Source organism: Simplicispira lacusdiani, from assembly GCF_003604195.1.
GTDB classification, from domain to species: domain Bacteria; phylum Pseudomonadota; class Gammaproteobacteria; order Burkholderiales; family Burkholderiaceae_C; genus Simplicispira; species Simplicispira lacusdiani.
The window spans coordinates 420,825-447,770 of record NZ_QXGR01000001.1; the positions used below are offsets into that span (position 1 = coordinate 420,825).

Annotated in this window: 24 protein-coding genes; 9 read left to right on the forward strand and 15 right to left on the reverse strand. The window is 69.0% G+C overall.

Annotation, left to right across the window (positions count from 1 at the left end):
• Window positions 1-82: 82 nt before the first annotated feature.
• On the forward strand, window positions 83-535 hold the full coding sequence (locus D8S75_RS01900) for a universal stress protein (protein WP_119964233.1): 453 nt from the start codon (window positions 83-85) through the stop codon (window positions 533-535).
• A 50-nt stretch (window positions 536-585) separates the two neighbouring features.
• Window positions 586-1,206, forward strand: coding sequence for a phosphoribosyltransferase (locus D8S75_RS01905; protein WP_119964382.1), 621 nt, complete (start codon window positions 586-588; stop codon window positions 1,204-1,206).
• A gap of 162 nt (window positions 1,207-1,368) precedes the next feature.
• Here D8S75_RS01905 and D8S75_RS01910 read toward each other — a convergent pair whose 3' ends face one another.
• The 7 genes from D8S75_RS01910 to D8S75_RS01945 form a co-directional block, all read right to left on the reverse strand.
• Window positions 1,369-1,839, reverse strand: a complete 471-nt coding sequence (locus tag D8S75_RS01910; protein WP_119964234.1) for an FKBP-type peptidyl-prolyl cis-trans isomerase — start codon at window positions 1,837-1,839, stop codon at window positions 1,369-1,371.
• A gap of 49 nt (window positions 1,840-1,888) precedes the next feature.
• Entirely contained in the window at window positions 1,889-2,923 is a 1,035-nt protein-coding gene (locus tag D8S75_RS01915; RefSeq protein ID WP_119964235.1) for a pirin family protein, read from the reverse strand.
• Between the two features lie 142 nt (window positions 2,924-3,065).
• Window positions 3,066-3,755 (reverse strand): hypothetical protein, encoded by a 690-nt coding sequence (locus D8S75_RS01920; RefSeq protein ID WP_119964236.1) that lies wholly within the window; start codon window positions 3,753-3,755, stop codon window positions 3,066-3,068.
• Window positions 3,748-4,437 carry a hypothetical protein gene (locus D8S75_RS01925; protein ID WP_157982576.1) on the reverse strand — a complete coding sequence of 230 codons (690 nt, stop codon included), beginning with the start codon at window positions 4,435-4,437 and terminating at the stop codon, window positions 3,748-3,750. The genes D8S75_RS01920 and D8S75_RS01925 overlap by 8 nt, the downstream gene beginning before the upstream one ends.
• A 136-nt stretch (window positions 4,438-4,573) precedes the next feature.
• Window positions 4,574-5,440: a GIY-YIG nuclease family protein gene (locus tag D8S75_RS01930; RefSeq protein ID WP_119964238.1), complete on the reverse strand. Its 867-nt coding sequence runs from the start codon at window positions 5,438-5,440 to the stop codon at window positions 4,574-4,576.
• A 14-nt stretch (window positions 5,441-5,454) separates the two neighbouring features.
• Complete coding sequence (locus D8S75_RS01935) at window positions 5,455-7,152, reverse strand: AAA family ATPase (RefSeq protein ID WP_119964239.1); 1,698 nt, start codon at window positions 7,150-7,152, stop codon at window positions 5,455-5,457.
• A gap of 304 nt (window positions 7,153-7,456) precedes the next feature.
• Complete coding sequence (locus D8S75_RS01945; RefSeq protein ID WP_119964240.1) at window positions 7,457-8,341, reverse strand: LysR family transcriptional regulator; 885 nt, start codon at window positions 8,339-8,341, stop codon at window positions 7,457-7,459.
• A gap of 91 nt (window positions 8,342-8,432) precedes the next feature.
• Here D8S75_RS01945 and D8S75_RS01950 point away from each other — a divergent pair, with 91 nt between their 5' ends.
• Window positions 8,433-9,446: an NAD-dependent epimerase/dehydratase family protein gene (locus D8S75_RS01950; RefSeq protein WP_232828824.1), complete on the forward strand. Its 1,014-nt coding sequence runs from the start codon at window positions 8,433-8,435 to the stop codon at window positions 9,444-9,446.
• Between the two features lie 2 nt (window positions 9,447-9,448).
• The gene (locus tag D8S75_RS01955) at window positions 9,449-10,624 is read left to right on the forward strand and encodes an Acg family FMN-binding oxidoreductase (protein WP_119964241.1); all 1,176 of its coding nucleotides are present in this window, start codon (window positions 9,449-9,451) and stop codon (window positions 10,622-10,624) included.
• A 94-nt stretch (window positions 10,625-10,718) separates the two neighbouring features.
• On the opposite strand, the gene D8S75_RS01960 is transcribed toward D8S75_RS01955, so the two are convergent.
• From D8S75_RS01960 to D8S75_RS01970, 3 genes are read right to left on the reverse strand one after another with little or no spacing between them, the layout of a single operon-like run.
• A complete protein-coding gene (locus D8S75_RS01960) occupies window positions 10,719-10,970 on the reverse strand; it encodes a hypothetical protein (protein WP_119964242.1) in 252 nt (83 codons plus the stop codon).
• Between the two features lie 30 nt (window positions 10,971-11,000).
• The gene (locus D8S75_RS01965; RefSeq protein WP_119964243.1) at window positions 11,001-11,756 is read right to left on the reverse strand and encodes a tRNA-uridine aminocarboxypropyltransferase; all 756 of its coding nucleotides are present in this window, start codon (window positions 11,754-11,756) and stop codon (window positions 11,001-11,003) included.
• Entirely contained in the window at window positions 11,753-12,379 is a 627-nt protein-coding gene (locus D8S75_RS01970; RefSeq protein ID WP_232828825.1) for a class I SAM-dependent methyltransferase, read from the reverse strand. Before D8S75_RS01970 ends, D8S75_RS01965 begins: the two co-directional genes overlap by 4 nt.
• Before the next feature lie 54 nt (window positions 12,380-12,433).
• On the opposite strand from D8S75_RS01970, the gene D8S75_RS01975 reads away from it, so the two are divergent.
• Window positions 12,434-13,006, forward strand: coding sequence for a flavin reductase family protein (locus D8S75_RS01975; RefSeq protein ID WP_119964245.1), 573 nt, complete (start codon window positions 12,434-12,436; stop codon window positions 13,004-13,006).
• A gap of 17 nt (window positions 13,007-13,023) precedes the next feature.
• Here the strand turns inward: D8S75_RS01975 and D8S75_RS01980 are convergent, their stop codons facing one another.
• Window positions 13,024-13,770 carry a tyrosine-protein phosphatase gene (locus tag D8S75_RS01980; RefSeq protein WP_119964246.1) on the reverse strand — a complete coding sequence of 249 codons (747 nt, stop codon included), beginning with the start codon at window positions 13,768-13,770 and terminating at the stop codon, window positions 13,024-13,026.
• Window positions 13,771-13,918: 148 nt separating this feature from the next.
• On the opposite strand from D8S75_RS01980, the gene D8S75_RS01985 reads away from it, so the two are divergent.
• The gene (locus tag D8S75_RS01985) at window positions 13,919-15,136 is read left to right on the forward strand and encodes a GGDEF domain-containing protein (RefSeq protein WP_119964247.1); all 1,218 of its coding nucleotides are present in this window, start codon (window positions 13,919-13,921) and stop codon (window positions 15,134-15,136) included.
• Between the two features lie 58 nt (window positions 15,137-15,194).
• Here D8S75_RS01985 and D8S75_RS01990 read toward each other — a convergent pair whose 3' ends face one another.
• From D8S75_RS01990 to D8S75_RS02000, 3 genes are all read right to left on the reverse strand, one after another.
• Entirely contained in the window at window positions 15,195-15,812 is a 618-nt protein-coding gene (locus tag D8S75_RS01990; protein WP_119964248.1) for a YbhB/YbcL family Raf kinase inhibitor-like protein, read from the reverse strand.
• Window positions 15,813-15,927: 115 nt separating this feature from the next.
• A complete protein-coding gene (locus D8S75_RS01995) occupies window positions 15,928-16,710 on the reverse strand; it encodes a helix-turn-helix transcriptional regulator (protein WP_119964249.1) in 783 nt (260 codons plus the stop codon).
• A gap of 41 nt (window positions 16,711-16,751) precedes the next feature.
• Window positions 16,752-19,673, reverse strand: a complete 2,922-nt coding sequence (locus D8S75_RS02000; RefSeq protein WP_119964250.1) for a DNA topoisomerase III — start codon at window positions 19,671-19,673, stop codon at window positions 16,752-16,754.
• 122 nt (window positions 19,674-19,795) lie between these two features.
• On the opposite strand from D8S75_RS02000, the gene D8S75_RS02005 reads away from it, so the two are divergent.
• Genes D8S75_RS02005 through D8S75_RS02015 form a run of 3 tightly spaced genes read left to right on the forward strand, consistent with a single transcriptional unit; the run spans window position 19,796 to window position 21,908 of the window.
• Window positions 19,796-20,332, forward strand: a complete 537-nt coding sequence (locus tag D8S75_RS02005; protein WP_119964251.1) for an SET domain-containing protein — start codon at window positions 19,796-19,798, stop codon at window positions 20,330-20,332.
• A complete protein-coding gene (locus tag D8S75_RS02010) occupies window positions 20,329-21,180 on the forward strand; it encodes a biotin--[acetyl-CoA-carboxylase] ligase (RefSeq protein WP_119964252.1) in 852 nt (283 codons plus the stop codon). Before D8S75_RS02005 ends, D8S75_RS02010 begins: the two co-directional genes overlap by 4 nt.
• A gap of 11 nt (window positions 21,181-21,191) precedes the next feature.
• A complete protein-coding gene (locus D8S75_RS02015) occupies window positions 21,192-21,908 on the forward strand; it encodes an SPOR domain-containing protein (RefSeq protein ID WP_119964253.1) in 717 nt (238 codons plus the stop codon).
• Between the two features lie 22 nt (window positions 21,909-21,930).
• Here the strand turns inward: D8S75_RS02015 and D8S75_RS02020 are convergent, their stop codons facing one another.
• The gene (locus tag D8S75_RS02020; protein WP_119964254.1) at window positions 21,931-26,913 is read right to left on the reverse strand and encodes a PAS domain S-box protein; all 4,983 of its coding nucleotides are present in this window, start codon (window positions 26,911-26,913) and stop codon (window positions 21,931-21,933) included.
• Window positions 26,914-26,946: the final 33 nt, after the last annotated feature.

Genomic DNA, 26,946 nt, shown 5'->3' on the forward strand with positions numbered 1-26,946 from the left:
GCGCCGTTGTGGTGCGGCGGGCGTTCTGCTAAGGTGAAATCCGGTCCGGGGCGCCGCCCCGGCCGTTCTGCAGGAGACCGCCATGTACCAACGCATTCTCGTGCCGGTGGACGGCAGCCCGACTTCCCTCAAGGGGTTGGCCGAGGCCATCCGGCTGGCGCGGCTGACCGGTGGGCAGATCCGCCTGTTGCACATGGTGGACGCGCTCTCCGCCGCCATGGCCGTGGGGGCCTATGCCATCAGCGCCGACGTGATCGACCAGCTGCGCGCCGACGGCGAACAGATGCTGCAGCAGGCCCGTGCCCAGGCCGTGGCCGGTGGGGTGGCCGCCGATTCCGTGCTGGACGAAGGCGTGCGCGGCCGCCTGGCCGATTGGGTGGTGGAGCAGGCGCGCGCCTGGCCCGCGGACCTGGTGGTGCTGGGCACGCACGGCCGGCGCGGCGTGGGCCGCCTGCTGCTGGGCAGCGACGCCGAACAGGTGCTGCGCGCGGCCCCCGTGCCGGTGCTGCTGGTGCGCAATCCGGACGGCGACTGACCCTGGCGCGCCCGCCCGGGCCCGCCATGCTCCGGGGCGAAGCAGACACCATGTTCCAGGACCGCGCCGATGCCGCCCGCCGCCTCGCGCGGCGCCTCCAGGCCTTCCAGGGCCAGCACCCGCTGGTGCTGGCCATTCCGCGCGGCGCCGTGCCCATGGGGCGCGTGATCGCGCGGCAGCTCGGTGGCGAACTGGACGTGGTGCTGGCGCGCAAGCTGCACGCGCCCTTCCAGCCCGAGGTGGCCGTGGGCGCGGTCGATGAGAGCGGCTGGGTCTACGCCGCGCCGCACGCCGAGCGGCTGGGCGCCGATGCGCAGTATCTGGCCGAGGAAACACGCACCCAGCAGGAGGCCCTGCGCGAGCGCCGTGCGCGCTACACGCCGGTGCGCCCGCTCATCGATCCGGCCGGGCGCACCGTGATCGTGGTCGATGACGGCCTGGCCACCGGCGCCACCATGGTGGCGGCGCTGCACGGCCTGCGTGCGCGGCACCCGAAGCGGCTGGTCTGCGCCGTGCCCGTGGCCTCGCCCGAGGCGCTGGACCGGGTCCGGCCCCTGGCCGACGAGGTGGTGTGCCTGGAAGCGCCGGAGGACTTCGAGGCCGTGGGGCAGTACTACCGCGATTTCACGCAGGTCGAAGACGACGAGGTCATCCGCCTGTTGGCGGGCTGACCCGTGCGCGCTGCGTGTGGGGCGCCCGTGGTCAGCATGGGCGCGGCCCAGGCCAGCGACCGCCGCGCAAGGGCCGCCCCGCCGCGCTGAGCAAGGTCCCCCTTCCCGCATTGCGTAGCAAGGCGAGAGAAGGGGGAAGGCGCAAAGCGCCTCAGGGGGATGTCAGTGATGGTGCCCGTGCGCGCCATGCACATGGCGGTGCGCGATCTCCTCGGCCGATGCGGCACGCACCGCCGTCACCTTGCAGGAAAAGCGCAGCGCCTGGCCGGCCAGCGGGTGGTTGCCATCGAGGTGCACCTCGGGGCCCTTGATCTTCACCACGTTGAACACCTGGGGCTGGCCGTCGGCGCCCGCGCCCTGCAGTTGGCCGCCCACCTTCACGCCGGGCGGGAATTCGCTCTTGGGGATGGTGCGCACGAGGGATTCATCGCGCGCGCCGAAGGCGTCTTCCACGGCCAGGTCCAGCGTGGTGGCGAAGCCGGCGGCCTGGCCTTCGAGCGCGGCCTCCACCTTGGGGAAGATGTTCTCGTAGCCGCCGTGCAGGTAGGCCAGGTTGCCCGCGTCGAGCGGCTTGCCCTGGGGCGTGGTCACCTGGTAGCTGATGGTGACGGCGGTGTCTTTGCTGATGTTCATGCTGCGCTTTCTGTAGGAACCGGTTCGGGGGCAAAGACGGGATTTTCCCTCACGGCAGGCTTTCGGTCGCCTCGCCGGGATAGCGCGCGAAGCGCCGCTTCTGGCCGCCATGCACCGGCGCGCTGTCCGCCCAGGGCCAGCCGCCGAACTGCGTGCGCCGGTAGTCCTGCATCGCCTGCAGGATCTCCTGCTGCGTGTTCATGACGAACGGGCCGTATTGCGCCACCGGTTCGCCAATGGGGCGGCCCTGCAGCAGCAGGCATTCCACGGGCGTGTCGCCGGTGTTCTCCAGCATCCAGTCCTGGTCCGCCACCAATTCCAGGGCGGCGTGCTCGGCCACGGTCTGCGGGCCCACGCGCAGGCCCGCGCCCACGAGGTAGTACAGCATGCGCCGCGTGCCCTGGCCGCGCGCGGCGGGCAGCACCCAGCGGGCGCCCGGCTCCAGGTGCAGCGTCCAGATGGCCACGTCGGCGTCCGGCTGCGCGGCCCAGGATTCGGGCGGCGGCGCCAGCGGAGCGCCCGCGCCGGGCAGCGCGCCGGCCACCACGGTGACGGTGGTCAGGCGCCCGGCCTCGTCGCGGTGCGCCAGGCGCGGAATACGCTCGTTCCAGAACATGGTGAAGTGTGGCGCCGCCATCTTCTGGCGCGCGGGCAGGTTCAGCCACACCTGGAACAGCTCCAGCGGATTCGGGCCGTCGGTGCGCAGCAAGGGGAACATCTCGGAATGCTGGATGCCCCGCCCCGCCGTCACCCACTGCACATCGCCGCCGCCAAAGCGCGCGGCCGCGCCCAGCGAGTCGGCATGGTCGATCAGGCCCTTGCGCACCAGCGTCACCGTCTCGAACCCCCGGTGCGGATGCGCCGGAAAGCCCGGCACCGTCTCACCGTGGTACATGCTCCAGCCGTCCTGGCGGCTGAAGTCGCTGCCGATCTGCCGGCCTTCTAGCAGCTGGGTTGCCGGGCCGTAGGCGCCGTCGCCCGCCGGGTAGGCGTCGTCGTGGTGGGCGCAGAACAGGAAGGGGTCCAGCGTGGGCCACAACGGGCCAAGGGGCTGGGTGGTCAGGATGGGCGAGGAAGTGGTCATGGCAATGCTCCTGTGTGTATTGGAGCGGCATTGCGCCCGCACGAAAAGCCCCCGGCGCTGCAACACTGCGTTCCATCGGCGCGCCTGAAGCGGACTACGCCCCCCGCGTCACGCGGGCGGCCGCCCAGTCGCTGTGGCGGACTCACAGGCCCGCACATCTTGCAATCTGCGCCAACCGGGCCTTGACGGTGGGCTCACGATCGGGATCGCTCAGCAAGCCGGGTAGGGCATTGTGGAAGGCGGGCATTTGCAGCAGCGCGGCTGCCGAACGCGCGACATGCTGGCGCACGGGTGTGCTGGCGGCGGCCACTTCTTGTGCTGTGGCTGCACGGCCCTCCAATACTGTCATGATGTCTTCGAGGTCATGGCTCAGGTACACATCGTTCTCGCCACGGTCTTTGAATGCCTCGAACTTGGTGGCCAGAAAGTGCGGCGCTGACAGGTGCCGCACCACCAGCCCCGCAGCCAGCTCTGCCGACAAGGCCTCTTCAAAGCCCACCCGGTACCACGGGTTGGCAAAACCCATCACCTTTTCATCCAACGGCACCAGGTCCAGTTGCATGCGGCCCCAGAACCAACGGAACGGTGGTGTGTTGTCCGCCATGGTCTGGGTAAAGCCGCGCTGCATCAACTGTTCTGCCAAACGGTGGTACGCGCCCAAAGACGCCACCTCCACGATGGCGTCCACATCTTCGGTGGGGCGCACGTCCATCAAGCCCGCATCGTCCACCAGCAGGCCTGTGGCACAACCGCCCACAAACACCACCTGCTCGCACAGCGGCCCCATGGCACGCGCCATGCCCAGCAACAACTCCAGGTTGGGGTTAGCCATGCAAGGGACCCTTGGCTTTCTTCGGTGAATCGGGATCGATCAGCGCTTGCAGGCGCTCCAGCGCCATGCCCCGTTCGCGTGCCTTGCCCACGCGCAGGGCGTCAAACAGCGCCAGCAGCTCATACAGCCGGGCATCTTGCATGGCCGCAAAGGGCACGGCAGGATGCAGCGGCTCTATGCCCACCCCGCGCACCGCGCCATTGGGGTGCGGCCACACAAAATCGGTGCTGCCCGGCGCAAACACGCCGGCAAAGGCGGGCGCGCTGTGGCTGGTGGGCACCCCAACCACGAGCGGCAGCTTGACGGCAGGAAAGGCGTACTTGGCCCCATGCAAGGCAAACTCCGCCAGGTTGTGGGCATGGGGGCGCACCGGGTTGTCGGCTGCGGCCGTTCCATCCGGCAAGGCCGCGCGGCGTACCCGTTTGCGCGTGATGCGGTAGATGCCCATGGCCTCTTGCGCCGCCAAATCATTCAGCGCCTCAGGGCCGCCCGCTCCTGCAGCCGGGGGCAGTGGCTCGCGGTTGGGTAGCAACAGCCCCGCCAGCAACCCGCGCTTGACGCAGGCATGCGCCTCCGACACGCTGATGCCCAACTCCTGCGCCAGCCGCGCATACGTCCAGCGCTGATCACCCCAGGCCACGAGCTTGAGGGCGACCAGGAAGTCTTGGGGTTTGAGTTGCATGGTCATTCAATATTCGTAAATCGCGAATATTGAATATAAGGTGATTGGATGACAAAGGCAAGTATTTGGATGAAATTGGCCTCTAGCGCTTATTCATAAAGCGCCAGACGCTATTAAATCGGTAGCAAAAGCTCTACTATGCCGCTTGCGCTTCTTGCAGCTCTTTCAGCGTGCGCCCGTTGGCGTCTTTCCAGCTCAGCCGCCCGTTGGTGCAACCGCCCAGCACAATGTCGGACGCCGCAGAAGGGGCCGAGAACACATAGTCCTGGGTGAACTTCAGCACGTCGCCCTCGGTAGTCAGGACGCCGCTCTTGAGCAAGTCAGCCCGCAGTTCACTCGGGCCTGCCATCTTGGCAAAACTCGGCGTCACGGTGGCAGCAGCCTGCGAACCCTCACGCACTACAAAGCCCTGACTGGACTCGTAGCCCGTGGCCTGCACGCCCTTGCCCTTGCAGCTGAGCACCGGGCCGGCCTTGGCGGCAGGGGCCTTGGGTGCCTGCTCGAACGCATGCACCCCCAGCACCGGCAGCATGCCCAGCATGTGGCCCAAAAAGACTTCCATGTCGGCACGGTCCGCCTCGCTCAAGCTGGGCTCGGTGGGCTGGTTGGCGTTGTCCAGCGGCATGCGCTTGGCGGCGCGGGCCAGGGCAATCAGGCGCGACTCCAAAAACTGCACATGCGCCTTGTTCAGTTGCCCGGCCGTAGCGGTAGTAAAGCCGATGGCGCGGGTCCAAAAGTCCTTCTTGGCCTGGTGCTCTTGCAGGCGTGGAAGGATGGGATCCCCCTCGCCCACATAGACCATGTCGCCCTCGCCGTCTGGGCGCGGCCCCAGCAGCAAATACACCCCGGTCTGCGCCAGTTCGGGTCGGGCCTTGACCTGCGGAAGCAGCGCGCGCGGGAACAGCAGCGCTTTGCCGATCCAGTTGGACTTGTCGACGATGCGCAGGCCATCGGGGTCGCCGTCGGCGACGAAGATGCGGAGGGAGAAAGGGGTGGCATTCAAGACAATAAACTCCACTACTTCACTGGCGCGATTGCCTTCATCTTCAAAATTTCCGATAACCGAGGGCAAGTCAGCGCGGACGTAGTGATTATGATTTCTGGTGCGATCCCGAACTTTCCCTTAAGTCCGGCACGAACTCTTTTGAGCATTTTTTTCCCATGCCTCAGCTCTGGTGGTAATGGAATGGCCTTTCCCAACAATTTGAGAGTGTCCGGACAGTCTTTAGGATTGCTTCGGTACAAGGCAGACTTCACTTCATCGCGCTTCCTCGTGAATGAATGCTGTAGCTCGGTATGCTCCGTTAAGGCAATTTCATCCAGCCAAGAACGAATCAATGACAGATCAACTCCGATGAGGTTGCTGAGGTGTTCTGGATTCAAGAAGTAGGCTTCAACGTCACAGCCGCTAGTAATGAATGGAATCGCACCGCAAGACAGAATACTCGCCGAAACATTATCGGCTTCCGCTTGGGTCATGAAATCTCGATCCCGATGGATTATGACCTGAGTCAATGGTGCACTGTCTCGAATAAAGTCAGTTAAGAGCTTGGCTGCCTCGATGTTCGTCGAAGTCTTGTAGCTATAAATTAGGCACTTTGCAAGGTCGAATCCATTTGCCGAAAGTAATACTTCAAGCATCTTCCGATCACGGTCTTCAGTCAAAAACACCCTGTCGTAGGCTCCCCCCTTCAGCTTATCAAAAGTATCCAATGCACCCAGCTCAAGCAATATGGGGAGTTTGCTAAGCCCTACTCCCTGTTCGTGGACCTTCCCGTCCTTAAGCCAAATAAAATTGGCGTCGTCGTGCAACGAATCAACCATATACCGACTGTGTGTTGAAACGATGACCTGGGTTGATGTTGCATTGACGGCCTCTTGCAGGGCGGCAGCCAAAAGACCTTGGTTGTCGGGGTGCAAATGCGAGTCCGGCTCATCGAGCAGAAGCAGGCGCGGCTCAAACAATGTGACATATGAAAAGATTTGAAGAGCCTGCTGCACACCCGTTCCAGCCAACTCCAACGGGCAGCGCCGCCCAGTTGGCCCAGTGGTCGAAACATCAACATCAATATAGATGTCATTTACAGCATCGAAGGAAATCCAGATCTCGAACTTAGGAAACAGACTCCTCATACGTTCGGTAAGTTCAGATATCTTCCCTTTCTGCTTGATTAACCAGAGTACGTTGCGAAGATACAGATTAGCATCACCGCTCGCCACCCCTCTGCGAACAACACTCTCTGAATGATGTTGCTCGAACTGCGACACACCAGCCAAGCCTGGTACATAAATGCTGAATAACTGCTCACGACTTGTCACCATCTGCCCAAGACGAGGTGAACCAGATCGCTGACAACCGACGTTACCCTCGTTTCGTCCTCGATAGATACGTACCGTGTATTGATGAGGCTTCTCATCGTCAGGTGTCTCAGCGACAAGTCGCAAATGGCCAAAAAGGGACTGATTGGTATATGCCGACCCATGTCGGAGTGATTCAAACGATCTTGACGGGCAATACAACAGAGATTCCTGCGTAAAGGTGTCGCGACCAGCTTGCCTAGATGCGATGGAAGCAATCACAGAGAAGTGAACGCCTTGGAGGACACTACTCTTTCCCGCGTTATTTCCACCTACAAGAACATTAAGCCCTTGCAGGTCAATTTCCACCTTATCGACCTTTTTGAATTTTTCAAGCGTAAGCTTGGTGAGCTTCATTTAGGTTTATCCCTCTTCTATATTTTTAATCTAAAACCTGCCCTTCGTGAGGAAAGCAAGTGACTTTGAAAGAGTGGAAACGTCTGTGGATGCGTGGATATTGGCGTCCGCCATGTCGCAAACGTGCCAACCGGCGGCATTTAGCAGCGCGTCAATGCTGACTCTGGCTTTTTGCTCTGGCGTCATGGGATATCCCTGCGGAGCATTCTAGTGAACAAGCAAAAATGGCCTGCAGAGCCCATATGTTGTGCGCAAACAGCTACGTTTTTTATAGCAAGGGGCCTGATGTCACAGCCGCCAACTCCTACAACCCCTGCGGCACCGCCTCCGCCAGGAAGTCATACACCGCGCGGATGCGCGCGCTGGTGCGGATCTCGCGGTGCACCGTCAGCCAGATGGGCAGCGATGGCAGCGCGAGCTGGGGCAGCACCGGCTGCACCTCGGGGTCGGTGCGCGCCATGTAGTGCGCCACGAAGCCGATGCCCAGGCCCGCGCGCACCGCTTGCCAGTAGGCGATTAGGTCGTCGCTGCGGAACGCGAACTGCTCCCGCCCCACCGGGTGCCCCAGGGCGGCGAAGCCGCGCAGGATGTCCTCGTTGCGGTCGTTGCCCACCAGCTCGTGCGCCAGCAGGTCGGTGGGCTGGCGCGGCGTGCCCCGGCGGCGCAGGTAGTCGCGGTGCGCATACGCGCCCAGGGCCACGGTGCCGATGCGCCGCGCCACCAGGCTGGACTGGTTGGGCCGCACCATGCGCAGGGCGATGTCGGCCTCGCGGCGCAGCAGGTTGCTGACTTCGTTGCTCGCCACCAGCTCCACCTGTACCTCGGGCAGTTGCTGGCGCATGCGTGCCAGCAGCGGGGGCAGCAGCAGGCAGGCCACGGGCTGGCTGGCGCTGATGCGCACCGTGCCGCTGGCGCCCGCCTGCGCGCCCGAGACGCCACGTGCCAGCGCGTGTGCGCCGGCCTCCATGGCGCGCGCCGCCTCGGCCAGCCGCAGCGCCGTGGCCGTGGGCTGCAGGCCGCGGCCGGTGCGCTCGAACAGCACCGTGCCCAGTTGCGCCTCCAGCTCGGCGATGTGGCGGCCCATGGTGGGCTGGCTGGACTGCAGCGCGCGCGCCGCGCCCAGCAGGCTGCCATGCTCCAGCACGGCCAGGAAGGAGCGCACCAAATTCCAGTCGAACGGGGTATTCATGAATGAAATCCTGCTATGGATGTTCATGCAATTGTGTAACGGCACAAGGCTTCCCACAATCGACCCCATCACAGAGCACATGGAGATGGACATGGCCAAGACGGTATGGGTGCTGGGCGCCAACGGGCGCCTGGGGCGGGCGGTGGCGCAGGCCTTTGTGGCGGCGGGCTGGCGGGTGCGTGCGCCCTGGCGGCATGGCGCTGTGGCGCAGGCCCCGGCGCTGCCCGGCTTGCAATGGCTGGCGCCGGGCGCGGCCCTGCAGGCGGCGCTGGACGAGGGTGCCGACGCGGTGGTCCACGCCATGAACCCCGCGCGCTACACCGCCAGCGCCTGGCGCGCCGAGGCCCCGGCGCTGCTGCACCAGGCCATCGGCATGGCGCTGGCGCTGCGCGCGGTGCTGCTGTTCCCCGGCAATGTGTACAACTTCGGCGCGGGCATGCCCGCCGTGCTGGATGCCCACACGCCCCAGCGCCCCACCACGCCGTTGGGCCAGGTGCGCGTGGCGCTGGAGCAGCAGCTTGCCCAGGCTGTGGCCACCCAGGGGCTGCGCGCGGTTATCGTGCGCGCGGGCGACTTCTTTGGCGCGGGCCAGGGCACTTGGCTGGACTTGGTGATCGCGCGCAAGCTGCGCCAGGGCGTGATGGCTTGGCCCGGCCCGCTGGACGTGCCGCACACCTGGGCCTATCTGCCCGACCTGGCCCAGGCCTTCGTGCGCGTGGCCGCTGCGCCCGCCCCCGCGCCGGGGCAGTTGCCGTGCCTGCCCTTCGCCGGCCACACCGCCACCGGGCAGGACTGGCAGGCCGTGCTGGCCGAATGGGCGCAGGAGCAAGGCTGGCTGCGCGGCGGCGCCTTGCGCGTGCAGTCCCTGCCCTGGGGCTGGATGCGCCTGGCCAGCCCGGTGGTGCCCATGCTGCGCTCGTTGCAGGCCATGCGCTACCTCTGGCAGGTGCCGCATGCACTCGATGGCACGGCGCTGTCCCGGTATGCAGGCCCCGTGCCCCACACGCCGCTGCGCGAGGCGCTGCGTGCCAGCCTGGCCTTGCTGGACGGCGCCGCGCAGCCCTCCAGCACACCCATCACCCCGCCCATCGCCACAGGAGCCTGAGCATGCAGCGCCGCCCCTTTCTCCGCGTGCTTGGCGGTGCCGCCGTGCTCGCCGCGACGCCCGCGCTGCCGGGCTGCTCGTCCGCCCTGCCCGCCGAGGCGCTGGCCGCGTGGCAGCCGCCCGCGCCCGTGCCGCCCGGGGGCGATGTGCGCCGCTGGCTGCTGGCGCACGCCATCCTCGCGCCGCATTCGCACAACCTGCAATCGTGGCTGGTGGACTTGCACACGCCGGGCGAAATCTGGCTCTACTGCGACCACACCCGCCTGCTGCCCGAGACCGACCCGCACTCGCGCCAGATCCTCATGAGCCAGGGCACCTTCCTCGAACTGCTGCATCTGGCCGCGCTGCAGCAAGGCCTGCGTGCCGAGATGGAGCTGTTTCCGCACGGCGTGTTCGACCCGCGCACACCGCCCGCGCCGCCGCACACCCACCACGCCACGGCCCGCGTGCGGCTGCTGCCCGACGCCAGCGCGCGGCCCGACCCGCTGTTCGCGCAGATCTTCCGGCGCCACACCAACCGCTCGGCCTACGAGCAGCGCGCGCCCGAGCCACCAGCGGTGCAGGCCATCGCGGCGGCCTGCGCGGCACCCGGCCTGCGCGTGGACTTTGCCCTGCCTGGCAACGCACGCCTGCCCGAGCACCGCGCCATCGCGCGCGATGCTTGGCGCGTGGAGCTGGTCACGCCGCGCACCATGCTCGAATCGCTGAAGGTGCTGCGCGTGGGCCCGCGCGAGATCGCCGCGCACCGCGACGGCCTGAGCGTGAACGAACCGCTGCCGCGCCTGCTGGCAGCTTTAGGCCTGTTCGACCGCAGCCGCGCCCCCGGCCCCGACGACATGGCGGTGACCCAGCAGGTGCAGGACTTCAACGCCAAGATCGAGGCCACGCCCGCCTTCTTCGCGATGGTGACCGAGACCAACGACCGCGCCACCCAGGTGCGGGCCGGACGCGCCTACGCGCGTGCGCAGCTCGCCGCCACGGCGCACGGCCTGTCCATGCACCCGCTGCAGCAGGCCTTGCAGGAATACCCCGAGCAGGCGCTCCACCACGCCGCCATCCACGCGCTGCTGGGCGCGGGGGGCGGGCGCGGCACGGTGCAGATGTGGGCGCGCCTGGGCTACGCGCCGCCTGTGGGGCCCGCGCCGCGCCGGGGCGTGCAGGCGCATGTGCTGGGTTGAAGAAGCAGGCCCAGCGCCGTTGGTTTGAATGAAATTGGCCTCTAGAGCCCGTGGATAAAGCACTAGTAGCTATTGAAAAGCTAGCAAAAGCGGCTCAGCGCCCCACCACCGACCAGCCCGCCTGCTGGTTGTTCTTGTCGTTTTCGTATTCCCAGGCCGTGCCGCAACGATCGCACTGGTAGCGGGTGATGGTGACGGTGCCGGTCTCGCGCTCTTCCTTGCGGTTGCCGCGCTGCACCAGCTCGGCATGGCCGGGCGCGCGGCGCCAGTTGCGCTGGATGCCCTTGCAGGGCTCGCACAGTTCCATCGGGTTCAGTTCGCGCTGTCGGGCCAGTTCTTTGCTCATGGGAGGGGTGCCTTGGTGTGTGCAGGGGCGCTACTGTACGCCACACAGGCCGCCCAGGCGCTGGTGCAGTGCATCCCCGGGGTCCACGGGCCGCTGGTTCTTGGCCTGCAGGTAGTGGTGGGTGAAAACGTCGAGGTAGGCCTCCATCACCTGGGCGGCCCGCGCCTCGCCCGCCAGCGCCAAGCACAGCGCCGCCACCTCCAGCGTGCACAGGTGGGCCGCGTCGGCCGACTGGCGCAGCCGGTAGCGCGACGACTGTTCGGGCCGCAGGCTGAGCACCGGCAGGGCGTCCAGGTAGGGGCTCTTGCGGAACATGCGGCGCGCCTCGGCCCAGGTGGCGTCGAGGAGCACGAACAGCGGCTTGCGGTCGGGCGCTTCACCCGAGGGTGCCGGGGGCGCCACCTCGGCCACCACGCGCTGCGGTTCGGCATAGTCGCCTGGAAACACCAGGTACGGCTGCCACTGCGGATCGGCCAGCAGGGCGAGCAGGCCGGGGGGCACCTCGGTGCGCGTCCAGCCGAAGGCAAAGGTGTCGGCCACCACATCGGCCACCAGCCAGCCGGTGTTGCTGGGCTTGAGCGCTTCGGTGTCGGCCATCAGCAGGCAGACGCCCGCGCGCGTGGGCACCTGCGGCCGCAGGGCGCACAGGCAGTGGCTGGGCCGCAGGCGGCAGCCCGGGCAGCGCTCGCCGCTGGGGCCGCCCCGGGCCAGGAAGGGCTTGCTGCTGCGCGCCAGGCGCTCGGCGCGCAGGCGCGCCACGGCATGGGGCGGGGGGACGGGTGTCACGGCGGTCCCGCGTGCTCCAGCGCGAACAGCGGCACCTCGGCGCGCTGGCTCAGCCAGACGCCGCCGCCCACCTCGGTGAAGCCCTCGGCCAGCGTGCGGCGGTACATCTGCGCGCGGTGGCGGAACTGGCGCGCATCGGTGAGCGACTTGTCCACGATGTCCTGCTCCCAGTCCTCGCGCGTCACGGCCTCCAGGTACAGCGCGCCCTGGCACAGCCGGGCGAGGTTGCGCATGGCCGCCTGCGCGTCGGCCGCGTTCAGGTAGGGCAGCACGCCCTGGCAGATCACCAGGTCAAACGGCTCGCTGGAACGGTAGTCGAGCACCGAGCCGCGCTCCCAGCCAAAGCGCTCGCACAGGTAGGCGCTGTACTCCACGCCATGGAAGCTGGCGTGCGGAAAGTGCCGCGCCACCACATCGCGCCACAGCCCGATGCCGCAGCCCACGTCGAGCACGCGCCGCACCGGCACGCGCAGGTACTGCAGGTAGCTGCACACGAAGGCGCCCAGCCGCTCGATGTGCTGCGGGTCGGCCACGCTGGTCTTGGGGTCGAAGTAGAAGCGCTGGTAGTAGGCCTCGTCAAAGGCCACGGTGGGTGCGGGGTGGGCTGTGGGGTTGGGGTGCACGTCAGGTTCCGGAGGGGCAGGCTCCGAGTATCGCCGCGCCGGCAGAATGGCACCATGAAGCCCGCCCATTTCACCCCCGTTCCGCTCGACAAGGCCTACCGCCTGCTCAATCACGGCCCCACGGTGCTCGTCTCGGCCCGCCACGCGGGCGAGGACAACGTGATGGCCGCCGCCTGGGCCTGCGCGCTCGACTTCGCGCCGCCCAAGGTCACGGTGGTGCTCGACAAGGCCACGCGCACGCGCGCCCTGGTGGAGGCCAGCGGCCAGTTCGCCCTGCAATTGCCCACCCGTGCGCAGGCCGCCCTCACCCTGGCCCTGGGCACCGAGAGCGCCAACGACCACCCCGACAAGCTGCGGCGCCATGGCGTGGAGCGGTTCCAGGCCCCCGGCCACGAGGTGCCGCTGGTGCACGGCTGCGCTGCCTGGCTCGTCTGCCGCGTCATCGCCGAGCCGCACAACCAGCAGGCCTACGACCTGTTCATCGCCGAGGTGGTCGCCGCCTGGGCCGACGAGCGTGTGTTCCGGGGCGGCCACTGGGAATTCGACAGCGCGCCCGACGCGCTGCGCACGCTGCACTATGTGGCGGGCGGGCAGTTCTATGCCACGGGTGCATCGGTGCGGGGGTGAACCATCCCCGAGGGGCATCAGGGCGTCTGCAAATACCGCCCCGCCAGCTCCTTCCGCGCCGCTGCGTCCACCCCCAGCACCTCCTCCAGGTAGGGCGTGACCCCGCCGTACTGCGTGTCCACCAGGTGCAGCGCGGCATCGAGGAAGTCCTCCTGCACGCCCCACAGCACGCGCAGCACCTCCTGCGGTGCCGGGCCGGCCAGGCCGGCGGGCGGGCGATAGTAGGTGTTGGTGAGCAGGTAGTCGTGCATCACCACGTCGCGTGGCACGCCCAGGGCGAGCAGGATGAGCGCGGCGGCGAAGCCGGTGCGGTCCTTGCCGGCGGTGCAGTGGAAGACGAGCGGCGCGTCGCTCTCCAGCAGCAGGCGGAACAGCGCGGCGAAGCGCGGGGCGTTGGCGCCCACGAAATCGCGGTAGGTGTCCTGCATCAGGCCCACGGCGTCCTGCGCGGTGAGCTGGCGGCCCATGCGCAGCAGCTCCTGGGCGCGTTGCACCACGGTGGGCTCGATGGTGAGCGGGTGCTGGGCCAGGCCGGGCCACTGGTAGGCCAGCGCGGCGCGCTCGGCCTCGCCCCGGAAGTCCACGGCGCGCTGCACGCCCAGGGCCTGGAGCTGTGCCAGGTCCTGCGGCGTGAGCGCGGCCAGGTGGTCGGAGCGGAAGATGCGGCGCCAGCGCAGCGGCCGGCCGCCGTGGCCCCGGTAGCCGCCGAGGTCGCGGAAGTTGCTGGCGCCGGCCAGGCCCAGGGCGCGGGGTGGTTCTTGCATGGCGGCTCGGGGGTTGAGGGAAATCAAGGGTAGCGCAGGTAGTGGGTCCGAAGTGTCGCATGGGGGTCCTGCTTACCAGGGTGACCCCTAGCGGAGAAAGGCGACCCGGCCTCCATAATCTTGCGCACCTGTCGCCATCCCACACACCATGACCTACCTCACCCCCCTGGCGCGGAGCCTGCGCGCGGCCGCCCACGACGACGCGCAGGTGCGGGACGAAGTGGCGATGGAGAACCTGCGCCGCCTGCGGCTCGGGGCGCTGCTGGCGCTGCCGGTGTTTGGCGGGGCCAGCCTGTGGATGCTCCAGGGCGCGCTGGGCGGCGACGCCCTGGGGCCCTGGCAACGCGCCGTGGGCATGACGCACCTGTCGGCCATGGGCCTGGCGCTGCTGCTGGGCTGCCTGGGCCATGTGGCGCTGCAGCGCGCGCCCACGGGCCGGCTGGGCCGCGCGCTGCCGGTGCTGGCGGCACTGCTCATGCTGCTGCTGGGCATTGCGCTGACGGCGTTCTACCAGTGGGTCACGCCCAAGTTCACGCCGCTGGTGCTGACGGCGGTGGGGGTGGCCCTGGTGTTCTACCTGCGCCCGCCGGTCAGCGCGGCGCTGTTCGCGGTGGCGGCCTTGGCGGGCTTCGTGGCGCTGCCGCTTACCCAGCCCGACCCCGCCCTGCTGACCAGCGGCCGCGTGAGCGTGCTGGTCATTCCGCTCATGAGCCTGGTGTTCTCGGTGCTGTCATGGCGCAAGAACACGGTCAACATCCTGCTCAGCCGCTCGCTGGCGCAGGCCAACGCCACGCTGGCGGCCAAACAGGTGGAGCTGGAGCGCCTGGCCAGCCACGACGGTCTGACGGGCCTGTGCAACCGGGGCGAGTTCATGCGCCGGGCCGACCACGAGCTGCTGCGCGCGCTGCGCCACAAGTATTCCACCGCCTTCATCCTGCTCGACCTGGACCATTTCAAGCGTGTGAACGACCACTATGGCCACCCCACGGGCGACGCGGTGCTGCGCCATGTGTCGGCGCTGCTGGCCAGCGGGGTGCGCGCCTCGGACGTGGTGGCGCGCCTGGGGGGCGAGGAGTTCGTCGTGCTGCTGCCGCACACCGACCTCGAATCGGCCTTGCGCTGCGCCGAGAAGCTGCGCCTGCGCGTGCAGGCCCACCCGCTGATCACCGACGCCGGGCCGTTGCCCAGCACCGTGAGCATGGGCGTGGTGGAGGTGCCGCCGCGCTCGCGCGCCGACGTGGCCGCCGCCTATGCCGCGATCGACCGCGCGCTCTACCGCGCCAAGTCGGCCGGCCGCAACCGCGTGAAGGCCGGCACGCTGGATGAGGACTGCGGCCCCACCGAGCCGGCCCGCCTGGCGGCGTGAACCGAACGGCCATCCACCGGGTTGCCGTCACCCCGCGAAGCACGGCGGCGGCCATCGCTCACTGTGGGAGGGCCTTGGCGGCAGGGCGTCCGTAGCGTGCCGTGAGAGTGGCCTTGCCCAGGCTGTGAGCGTGGACCATGTACCCGGCCAGCGCGGCGGTGGCGTCGGCGGGCAGGTCCAGGCGCGGCACCTTGAGCGCATGCACGGTGAAGATGTAGCGATGCGGCGCGTCGCCCTCGGGCGGGCAGGTGCCGCCCCACGCGGCCACGCCGTAGTCGATGCGCACCTGGCTGGCGCCTGCGGGCAACAGGGCGTTGCCGGCGGCGCCTGCGCCGGGGGGCAGCGCGGTCACGCTGGCGGGGATGTTGACTACCGTCCAGTGCCACCAGCCCGAGCCCGTGGGCGCGTCGGGGTCGTAAACGGTGACGGCGTAGCTTTGCGTGCCGGCGGGCGCGCCGCTCCAGCGCAGGGCGGGCGATTGGTTGTCGCCGGCGCAGCCAAAGCCCTTGAACTCGAAGCGCTGGGGCAGTGTGCTGCCCTCGGAAAAGTCGGGGCTGCCGAGCGTGAAAGCCTGAGCCTGCGCGGCCGAGGCGGCGAAGGCGCTGGCGGCCAGTGCGAGGCCCAGGGTGGCGATGGTGGACAGAACGCCGTGGTGGTGGGAGTGCGGTTGTGGCATCAGGAAGGCTCCTTGCGGTGTGGTGAATGAAACAAGGCCTTGATGGTGCGCGGCGCGGCGCAAGGGCGCTGGCCCGGCCGCGTCAATGGTTGTGCGCGGCGCGTCAGCCGCGGGGTCAGGGGCGCAGCTGCGAGGGCGGGAAGCCGAAGCGTTCGCGGAACGCAGCGCTGAAGCGGCTGTGCGATTCATAGCCGCAGCGGGCCGCGATCTCGGACACCTGCAGCGTGGAGCTTTGCAGCAGCGCCAGGCCTGTTTCCAGCCGCACGTCGCGCAGGCACTGGCGCACGGTCTCGCCCTCTTGCGCCAGGCGGCGCTGCAGGGTGCTGGCACTGGTGGCAAAGGCGGCGGCGATGCGCTCCACCGTCCAGTCGGCCTGGGGGCTGGGGCCGACGAGGCGGCGTACGCGCTCGGCCCAGCCCAGCTCGCCGGGTGGGGCGAAGACGATGCCGGCCTCGGCCAGCACCAGCAGCACCTCCAGCGCGCGGTGCTCGCGCAGCGCCTGCGAGCTGTCCTCGTTCTCCAGCACTGCCACGGCGCGCATGTAGCTGTCTTCCAACGTGGCGTCCAACGCCAGGCCAGCGCAGCCCTGCACCGGGGGCACGGCCGCGAACTGGCCGAACTGGCGGTGGAACTGCTCCACCAGCTCGGGTGCGAAACACAGCAGCCGCGCCACATAGCGGCCCTGCGGCGCCGGGTCGTTGACGATTTCCCACTGGGCGCCGCGCGGCAGCACAAACACCCGCCCGCTGGGGTAGCGGTGGCCGCTGCCGGGCGTGAGCAGGTGCTTGGTGCCAGATACCACCCAGCCCACCGAATCCATGCGCACCGTGGCGGTGTGGATGCGGTGGTGCACTGTGGTCGCGATCTGCAGCGACAGCGCGGGGGGCGGCAAGGCCATGGCGTCAGAACCGGCGGGTGGGTCCGTTCACACCACCTCAATCATTCCAAGTGCTGGCCCAAAATTCCCGCCAGCTCGAACATGCCCGCGCTGTCCTTGCCGAACACGGCGCGCAGCTTGGCGTCGGCCACGATGGTCCGCTTGTCCTTGGGGTCCTGCAGGTTGTGGGCCTTGATGTACTCCCACATCTTCTTGACGGCCTCGGGGCGGGCCACGGGGTCGGTACCGATCACGGCGGCCAGCTCGGCGCTGGGCGCCTTGCCGGCGGCGGCCTTGCGCGGCGCCTTGGGCGCGGCGGTTTTCTTGGCGGCAGCGGGTTTTGCGGCTTTTTTGGCTGCGGCGCCCGTGGTCTTTGCGCCAGTAGCTCCTGTTTTGCTAGCAAATTTGCCGGCTGTCTTGCGCGGCGGGTACTTGCTGTCGCGCTGCTCGAACTCGAAGTTGACCTTGCCGGCTTCCTTGTCCCAGGCCAGGAAGGCCTTGAACGCGCGGCGCGTGCGCATGCTCACGAACTTGTCGAGCAGGTCGGTCTTGCCGGTGGCGAGCAGCTTTTCCATCTGCGCGCGTTCCACGGGCTGCTGCAGGATGACCTTGCCGCTCTTGAAGGTGCAGGAGGGCGTGGGCTGCGCCGCCGTGGGCACGGCCTTGCTGCAGACGTAGTTGCTGCCATGCTCGTGCACGGCCGAGCCGCAGATGGGGCAGGCCCCCAGGGAGGCGTCGGCGAATTCCACCAGCTCGCCGGTGTCCTCGGCGTTCTTGTCGTCGCCGAAGTCGAATTCGAGCTTGTAGTTGTTCGCCTCTTCGTCGAAGCTCAGCGTGATCTCGGCCGTGAACGGCCAGCCCGCCTTGGAGCGGAAGCCCTCCAGCGGGCCGATGCGCTTGTGCGCCAGCAGCTGCTCGGCTTCCTGGGTTTCAAACGTGCGGCCCGCGGGCGACTTGCCGAACGAGAAGCCGCAGCCCTGGCCGTTGCCGCCCGCGCCGGTGCAGGCGTAGCGGCGGTAGTTCTCCTTCACCACGCCACCGCAGTTGGGGCAAGGGGCGGAGAGCTGGGCGTAGTCGCCGGGGATGGTGTCGCGGTCGTATTCCTTGGCCTTCTTCACCATGCGCTCGGTCATGGCGGCGATTTCCTGCATGAAGGCTTCGCGGCTCAGAAGGCCCTTTTCCATTTGCGCGAGCTTGTATTCCCACTCGCCCGTGAGGTCGGCGCGGCACAGCTCCTCGACTTCCAGGCCGCGCAGCAGCGTCATGAGCTGGAAGGCCTTGGCCGTGGGGATGAGCTCGCGGCCCTCGCGCAGCATGTACTTTTCGGTCAGCAGGCCTTCGATGATGGCCGCGCGCGTGGCAGGCGTGCCCAGGCCCTTCTCCTGCATGGCCTCGCGCAGCTCGTCGTCGTCGATCTGCTTGCCGGCGCTTTCCATGGCGCCGAGCAGCGTGGCTTCGGAGTAGCGCGCGGGCGGCTTGGTCTTGAGGCCCTTGGGGTCGGCCTGTTCCGTGCGCACCACCTCGCCGGGCTTCACGGGCACCAGGTTCTGGCCCTTGTCGCCGGCCTGGCCGCCTTCCACCTCGTCGGCCGCTTCCTTGCCATAGATGGCGAGCCAGCCCGGCTTGACCAGCACCTTGCCCTCGGTCTTGAAACTGTGGCCGGCGGCCGTGCTGATGCGCGTGGTGACGGTGTATTCGGCGCTCGGGAAGAACACCGCCATGAAGCGGCGCACCACCAGGTCGTACAGCTTCTGCTCGGCTTCAGAGAGGCCGCTGGGCGCCTGCAGCGTGGGGATGATGGCGAAGTGGTCGCTCACCTTGCTGTTGTCGAAGATGCGCTTGGACGGGCGCACGTAGTTGCCGGCCAGCGCCGTGGCGGCGTGCGGCGCCAGGTGGCGCATGCCGCTGTCGGCCAGCATCTCGAAGGTCTGCTTGGCCACGGGCAGGTAGTCCTCGGGCAGCGCGCGCGAGTCGGTACGCGGGTAGGTCAGGGCCTTGTGGCGCTCGTACAGGCTTTGCGCCAGCGCCAGCGTGGTCTTGGCGCTGAAACCGAACTTGCCGTTGGCCTCGCGCTGCAGGCTGGTCAGGTCGAACAGCAGGGGCGAGGCCTGGGTGGTGGGCTTGCTCTCCTCGGTCACGGTGGCCGGCTGGCCGCGCACGGCGTCGGCGATCTGCTGGGCCTGCTGCGCGTTCCACACACGGTCGGCGCGCATTTCCGGGTCTTCGCCCTTCTTCCACTTCGGGTCAAACCACTTGCCGGGGTAGTCGCCCGCCTCGGCGCCGAAGCTGGCGTGGATTTCCCAGTAGTCGCGGCTGATGAACTTGCGGATCTTCTCCTCGCGCTCGACCACCAGCGAGAGCGTGGGCGTCTGCACCCGGCCCACGGTGGTGAGGAAGAAGCCGCCGTCGCGCGAGTTGAAGGCGGTCATGGCGCGCGTGCCGTTGATGCCCACCAGCCAGTCGGCTTCGCTGCGGCTGCGCGCGGCGCTGGCCAGGCCGGCCATCTGCTGCTCGCTGCGCAGGCTCTCGAAGCCGTCGCGGATGGCCTGCGGCGTCATGCTCTGCAGCCACAAGCGCTTGACCGGCTTGCCCAGGGGCTTGGCGCCGCCGGCGTACTGTTCGATCAGGCGGAAGATCAGCTCGCCCTCGCGGCCCGCGTCGCAGGCGTTGATGAGTTCGGAGACGTCCTTGCGCTTGGCCTGCTTGACCACGGCGTTCAGGCGCGTCTTGGTCTTGTCCACGGGCTTGAGGTCGAAGTACGGCGGGATCACCGGCAGGTGCGCGAAGCTCCACTTGCCGCGCTTGACGTCGAATTCCTCGGGTGCCTGGATCTCGACCAGGTGGCCCACGGCGCTGGTGACGATGTAGCGCTCGTTCTCGAAATGTTCCTCGTGCTTGTCGAACTTGCCCGCCACGGGCGTGAGGGCGCGCACGATGTCCTGCGCCACCGAGGGTTTTTCTGCAATTACCAGGGTCTTCGTCATTTTTTTGGGTCTCGCCATGCGGGCCGTGCCCGGAGGAGGCTCCGGGCGCTTCTACAATCCGTCCCACACGCGCGTGCACGCGCACGCGCATGTGTGCACTATCAAGTTAACAGAGTTTTGCCATGCCCCGCACCGCCCCCGTTGCCATCGCCGGCCGCCGCATCCAGACCCGCCGCTCGGGCGTGCACGGCCGGGGCGTGTTCGCCGTGCAGGATATCGCCGAGGGCGAGGTGCTGATCGAGTACACCGGCGAGGTCATCACCTGGCAGGAGGCGCAGGACCGCCATCCGCACGACCCTTCGCAGCCCAACCACACGTTCTACTTCCATGTGGACGAAGACCGCGTGATCGACGCCAAGTTCGGCGGCAACTCCGCGCGCTGGATCAACCACAGCTGCGATCCCAACTGCTTCGCCGACGAGCGCGATGGCCGCATCTTCATCACGGCGCTGCGCAACATCGCGGCGGGCGAAGAGCTGAATTACGACTACGGCCTCATCATCGACGAGCGCTACACCCCCAAGCTCAAGGCCGAGTACCCCTGCTGGTGCGGCGCCCAGAACTGCCGTGGCACCCTGCTGGCGCCCAAGCGCGGCTGGGCCGCTCCGCAGCCGAAGAAGGCGGGCAAGTCCGCCGGCAAGCGGGGCCGCGCGGCATGAGCACGCCGCTGCGCTGGCCCGCCGAGGCCCTGTGGGAAGCGGTGGCGCCGCTGCTGCCCGGTTTTACCGTCGAGGTACTGCCCAGCGTGGATTCCACCAACACCGAGCTCATGCGCCGCGCGCGCGCCGGCCGCGCGGAGCCGATCCTGCTCGTGGCCGAGCAGCAGACGGCGGGGCGCGGACGCCTGGGCCGCGCCTGGCAGAGCAGCGCGGGTGATTCGCTGACCTTCTCGCTCGGCCTGCCGCTGGCGCCACGGGATTGGTCCGGCCTGTCGCTCGCCGTGGGCGTGAGCGTGGCCGAGAGTCTGCAGCCCGTGCTGCCGCCCGAGGGCGGCGCCGTGCCGCGCGTGGGCCTGAAGTGGCCCAATGACCTGTGGCTGGGCGGCGCGGGCGGCGACCGCAAGCTCGGCGGCATCCTGGTGGAGACCGCCAGCTTTGTCGCGCCGCAGGGCCCCGGGCCCGGCCCGAACGCCGTGCCAGCCCGCTATGTGGTGGTGGGCATCGGCCTGAACGTGCGTCCCCAGCCGGGCGAGGGCATGTCGCTGCCGCCGGGCAGCCTGCAGGACGTGGAGGCCGGGCTCGACGCGCCCACCGCGCTGCTGCGCGTGGTGCCGCCGCTGGTGGACATGCTGCAGTCGTTCGCCGCCTACGGCTTCGCGCCCATGCAGCCGCGCTTCGCGCTGCGCGACGTGCTGCAGGGCCGCAGCGTGCAGCTGAGCGACGGCACCAGCGGCATGGCCCATGGCGTGGGCGAGGATGGCGCCCTGCTCGTGCATACTGCGGGCGGCATGCTGCCCGTCACCAGCTCCGACATCAGCGTGCGGCCCGTTCCCGCGACCACGCCCTGAACCCATTCCCCATGCTGCGCATCCTCGTGCTTGTCCTGCTGTTGGCCAATGCCGGCTACTACGCCTGGGCGCAGGGGCTGCTGCGCGACTGGGGACTGGCTCCGGCGCAGCAGGCCGAGCCCCAGCGCCTGGCCCAGCAGATCCAGCCCGAGGCGCTGCGCCTGCCGCGCGCCCGGAATGCCGCGCCCGCCGCCCCGGCATCGGTCGCGGCGCCGGCCCCTGCGCAGGCGCCAGCCTCGGCCGCCTCCGAGCCCGTGGCCGCGGCGGCCACGCCCGTGGCGACCGAATGCCTGCAGGCCGGGGTGTTCGACGAGGAGCAGGCCGACGCCGTGCGCCGTGCCGCCGCCGCGCTGCCGCAGGGCAGTTGGAGCCTGCAGCGCACCACCATCGCGGGGCGCTGGATGGTCTACATGGGCCGCTTCGCCGACGCCGATGCGCTGGCGCGCAAGCGCGCCGAGCTGCGCGAACTGGGCGTGTCGTTCGACAAGCCCAACAACCCCTCGCTGGAGCCCGGCCTGGCGCTGGGGCGTTTTTCCACCGAGGAAGCCGCCCAGCGCGGCCTGGGCAACCTGGTCGCCAAGGGCGTGCGCACCGCCCGCGTGGTGCAGGAGCGCCCCGACGCGCCGGGCTACCAGTTGCGCCTGCCCGCGGTGAACGACGGGCTGCGCGCCCAGCTCGATGCCCTGCGCCCGGCGCTGGGCAACAAGACGCTGCGCACCTGCGCCTGATCCGGCGCCCGCGCGCCGGCGCTCACGGCGCCGCCATGCCCGCGCGCGTGGCGAACTCCTTCAGCATTTTCAGGGCGCCCTGGAAGTCATAGTCCTCCACTGCCGCCGCGAACGGTTCGAACTGGCCGTCCAGCGCGGCGCGCAGGGCGGGCTCGTGCTCGCGCAGGGTCGTGCTGCTGGCGAAATCGTCGGCTTCGAGCTGGCGGGCCAGCTGGGCGCAGAGCGCTTGCAGCACATCCGGGGCCATGGGCGCGTGCGCGGGCGGCGCGGAGATCCGGGCCGGGATGCGGGCCTGGATGGCCGTGGTGATTTCCGCCAGGCGCGGAGCGATGCCCGCCAGGGCGTCCTGCAGCGCGGCCGGCGCGGCGCGGTGTTGCACGGCGTCCTCCAACTGCGCCGCGCGCATGCGCAGCTCCGAGGCGCCGATCTGCGCGGCCACGCCCTTGAGTGTGTGGGCCAGGCGCTCGGCGGTGGGCCAGTCGGCGGCGGACAGCGCGGCCTGCATGCGTGGCACGAAGTCGGCCTGACCCGCCGCGAACCGCGCCAGCAGGGAGCGGTACAGGCCCTCGCGGCCCATGGCGTGCTGCAGGCCGGCGGCCATGTCCAGGCCGGGAAGGGCCGGCAGGCGTGGGGTGCCGACGGCCGCTGGTGCCGGCGCCGTGGCGGGTGGCGCGCCGGCCGAACGCGGCCGGACCCAGCGGCGCAGCTTGCGCCACAGGTCTTCCGGGTCCAGCGGCTTGGCCACATGGTCGTCCATGCCGGCTTCCTGGCAGCGTTCGCGGTCGCCGGCCATGGTGTTGGCGGTCATGGCGAGGATCGGCAGCCCGGCGCACCGGGGCAGGGCGCGGATCGCGCGGGTGGCGGCGAGGCCGTCCATGACCGGCATCTGCATGTCCATGAGAACGATGTCGTAGCCGTCCGGATCGGCCTGCACCTTGTCCAGGGCGATGGCGCCGTTCTCCGCCAACTCGACCACGAAGCCGGCGTCCTGCAGCAGCTCGGTGGCCACTTCCTGGTTGAGATCGTTGTCCTCCACCAGCAGGATGCGCGCGCCCGCGATGGCGGAGAGGTCGGTGGCCGGCCTGGCGGACTCGGGCGCCCGCACGGGCTCGGCCGGAGCGCCGCCGAGCACGCGCATCAGCGTGTCGAACAGCAGCGAGGCCGTCACCGGCTTGATCAGCACCTCCTCGATGCCGACCCCGGCGGCGGAATGCATCACCTCGTCGCGCCCGTTGGCGGTGACCATGACCATGTGCGGCGGGCCGCCGGGCAGGACGCGCTGGATTTCCTGCGCGGTGGCCAGGCCGTCCATGCGGGGCATCTGCCAGTCGATGCACACGAGTTCATAGGGCTCGCCGGCCGCTGCGGCGCGGGCCACTTCGGCGATGGCCTCCGGGCCGCCGGGGGCCGAGGTCACGGTGAAGGTCATGCCCTGCAGCATGTCGCACAGCACCTCGCGGGCATGGGGGTTGTCGTCCACCACCAGGGCCCGACGGCCGCGCAGGTCGGGCGCGGGCATGAGCACGCGGGCCAGCCCCGCGCCGCGCCCCAGGCGCGCGGTGAACCAGAAGGTGGAGCCCTGGCCCAGCGTGCTCTCCACGCCCACCTCGCCGCCCATCATGCTGGCGAGCTGGCGCGAGATCGCCAGGCCCAGACCGGTGCCGCCGAACTTGCGCGTGGTCGAGGTATCGGCCTGCGCGAAGCTCTGGAACAGGCGGACGCGCTGCTCCTCGTCCAGGCCGATGCCGGTGTCGGTGACTGCGAAGTGCAGCAGCACGTCGTCCGGGGTGGCCTCGGCCACGCGGGCGTGGATGGAGACATGCCCCTGCGCCGTGAACTTGACGGCGTTGTTGGCGTAGTTGATGAGCACCTGGCCCAGGCGCAGCGGGTCGCCCACCAGGCTGCGCGGGACGTCGGCGTGGACGTCGATGACCAGCTCCAGCCCCTTCGCGGCGGCCTTCTCGGCGGTCAGGCTGGCCACGGTTTCGAGCACGCGGTCGAGTTCGAACTCGATGTGCTCGACCACCATCTTGCCGGCCTCGATCTTGGACAGGTCGAGGATGTCGTTGATGATGCCCAGCAGGTGCTGGCTGGAGCCCTGGATCTTCTGCAGGTAGTCGCGCTGGCGCGGCGTCAGCTCGGTCTTCATGGCCAGGTGCGACATGCCGATGATGGCGTTCATGGGCGTGCGGATCTCGTGGCTCATGTTGGCCAGGAAGTCGGACTTCATGCGCGCGGCGGCCTCGGCCAGGGTCTTGGCGCTGCTCATCTGGGTGATGGCGGCGCGCTCGACCGTGATGTCCTCGATGACCCATACCGAGCCCTTGGAGCGGTCGTCCACGTCCACCGCCTTGCCCATGAGGCGGGCCCAGAAGCGGCTGCCGTCGCGGCGCATCAGCTCCTGGTCGCGGCAGTGCACCTCGCCGCGCCAGATCTGGTCGTAGGCCTTGCCCGCCTCCTGGTTGGTGGCCTCGTCGGCGTACCAGATGGCGGTGGGCTTGCCGATCATCTCGCCCACGGGCCAGCCGAACATCTCGTGCAGCCTGCGGTTGCCGCGCACGATGCGGCGCTCCTTGAACAGGGCGATGCCCGAGTTGGCGGTGTCGAAGATGGCCTGCTGTTCCTCGTTGGCCTGGCGCAGCGCATCCGCGGCCGCGCGCTCGGCGGTGATGTCCTCGAAGATGACCACCAAGCCCTGGGACAGGTCCGAGGGATCGACGGCGCGGCTGGACGTGCGGACGCGGAAGAGGCTGCCGTCCTTGCGCCGGTAGTCCTGCTCGCGGACGTCGATCTCGCCGTCGGCCACCTTGGGGTAGACCTCCTGCCCGGTGGCCTCGAAGGCGGCGTCGCTGTCGTACCAGATGCGCGTCTTGTGCCCGATCTGCTCGCCTTCGCCGTAGCCGAACATCTCGTCCATGCGCTGGTTGCAGCGCACGATGGTGCGGTCCTTGAGCATCACGATGCCGACGGTGGCCGTGTTGAACAAGGCCTCCTGCTCGCGCAGCGTCGTGTTCAGCGCCGCCGTGCGGCTTTCCACGAGCTGTTCCAGGTGGACACGGTAGCGCTCCAGCTCGTCGCCCATGCGCTTCTTGTCGGTGATGTCCTCCTTGATGGCCAGGTAGTGCGTGATCTGGCCGTCGGGCTGGCGGATGGGCGCGATGTTGACGAGTTCCACGTACTCGCTGCCGTCCTTGCGCCGGTTGATGAGTTCGCCGCGCCAGGGCTCGCCCTGGGACAGCGTGTCCCACATGGCGCGGTAGGTTTCGGGCGGGGTCTTGCCGGACTGCAGGATGCGCGGGTTGCACCCCAGCGCCTCGGCGCGGCTGTAGCCCGTGATGCGCTCGAAGGCCGCGTTGACGTACTCGATGCGCGCGTCCAGCCCCGTGATGACCACGCTCTCGGGGCTTTGCGCGATGGCCAGCTGGAGCTTGTGGATTTCCGCCATCGCCGTCTTCTCGACGGTCACGTCCTTCCACATGCAGACCAGGTAGTCCTGGCCCTTCTGGCGGATGGCGCGCAGGCTGACCCGCGCATCGATCACCTGGCCGTCCTTGCGCCGGTAGCGGGTCTCGAACTGGGTGCCGCCGGCCGGCAGGTCGCGCGCCATGGCCAGCAGATCGGCACGGGTCAGGGTGGTCTGGATCTGGTCCAGCGCCATGCCGGTCAGTTCCTCGCGGCTGTAGCCCAGCAGGCGGCGGCTGGTGGCGTTGGCCTCGACGAAGCGCAGGTTGCCGGCGTCGAGCAGATCGATGGCGTCGGGCGCGTCGGCGATGACGGCATCGAGCAGGGCCTGGCGGTCACGCTCCATGGCATCGATGCGGCGCCGCTCGATGGCGGCCGAGAGGTGGTTGCCGATGGCATCGAGCAGCGCCTGCTCCTCGGGCAGGAAGGGTGTTTCCGTGCCGGGCGGCAGGCTTCCCGAATAGACGACCACCAGGCGGGCGGCCTGTCCGGCCACGCCGGTGAAGGGGGTGGATATCTCGGGCCCGGCGGCGAACCGGCCGAAGTGCCGTGCGCCCCATTCGATGCGCGCGACGGCGATCTCCGGGTAGCGCATGGCCGGGGCCAGGCGCGCGGCCACGGCGTCGAGCAGGCTGTCCATGTCGAGTTCGTCGCGCCCCACGAGCTTGGCGATGTCGTACAGGCAGTGCAGCTCCTTCATGCGGTTGCCGAGGTTCTGCTGGGCGGTGCGGTGCGCGAGACTGGTCTCGCGGAAGCTCAGCACGGCGCGCGCGAACTGGCGCAGGGCGCCGGGCTTGTGGCCCGCCAGGGTGCGCACGGCGGGCAGGGAGGCGGGTTCCAGGTCGCCCTGCACCAGGGCGTCGAGCGCGGAGGCCACGGTCGAGAGGCGGCGTGCCAGCCGGTGGATCAGCAGCGCCCAGAAGAGCATGGCGGCGGCCACCAGCACGGCGCCGATCGTGGCGTTCTGGCGCGCGTGCTGCCCGAAGGCGCGCTCCTGCGCGTCGCCCTGGCGCACCGAGCCGTCGGCGACGATGCGGGCCATTTCGCTCACATGCTCGGACAGGGACAGGTGGAGGCGGCCGGCCTGGTAGGCCAAGCTGGGGGCGGTGGCCGGGTCGGTGGCGGCCAGGTGGGCCACCTGGACGGCGATCTGGTGGTAGGCCTGCAGGTCTTCCTGCGCCATGCGCAGGTGCCGTTCATCGCTGTCGATCTTCAGGCCCGGCAGGCGTTCTTCCAGCGCGGTCAGGTGCTCCACGATGCGTGTGTGGACGCGGTAGGCCTCCTCGGCACCGATCGGTCCCGCGCTGGCTTTCTCCAGCGTGTCGGCCACCAGGCGCTGCAGGGAGGTGGCCTCCTGGTTGAAGTCCGTGGTGGCGGCGATCTTGCGCATGTCCTGCGCCTGCTGCGTGCTGGTGGTGCGCAGGTCGTGGCGCAGCTTGTGGAAGGAGGCCAGGCTCAGTCCGGCCGCCAGCACGGCGGCGAGCGCCACGGGGAGGAAGAAAACCAGCGTCCAGGCGGGTATGCGCCGGCGGAAAAACTTCATGGCAAGCCTGGCTGCGTCGGTGGGGCTGTGGGG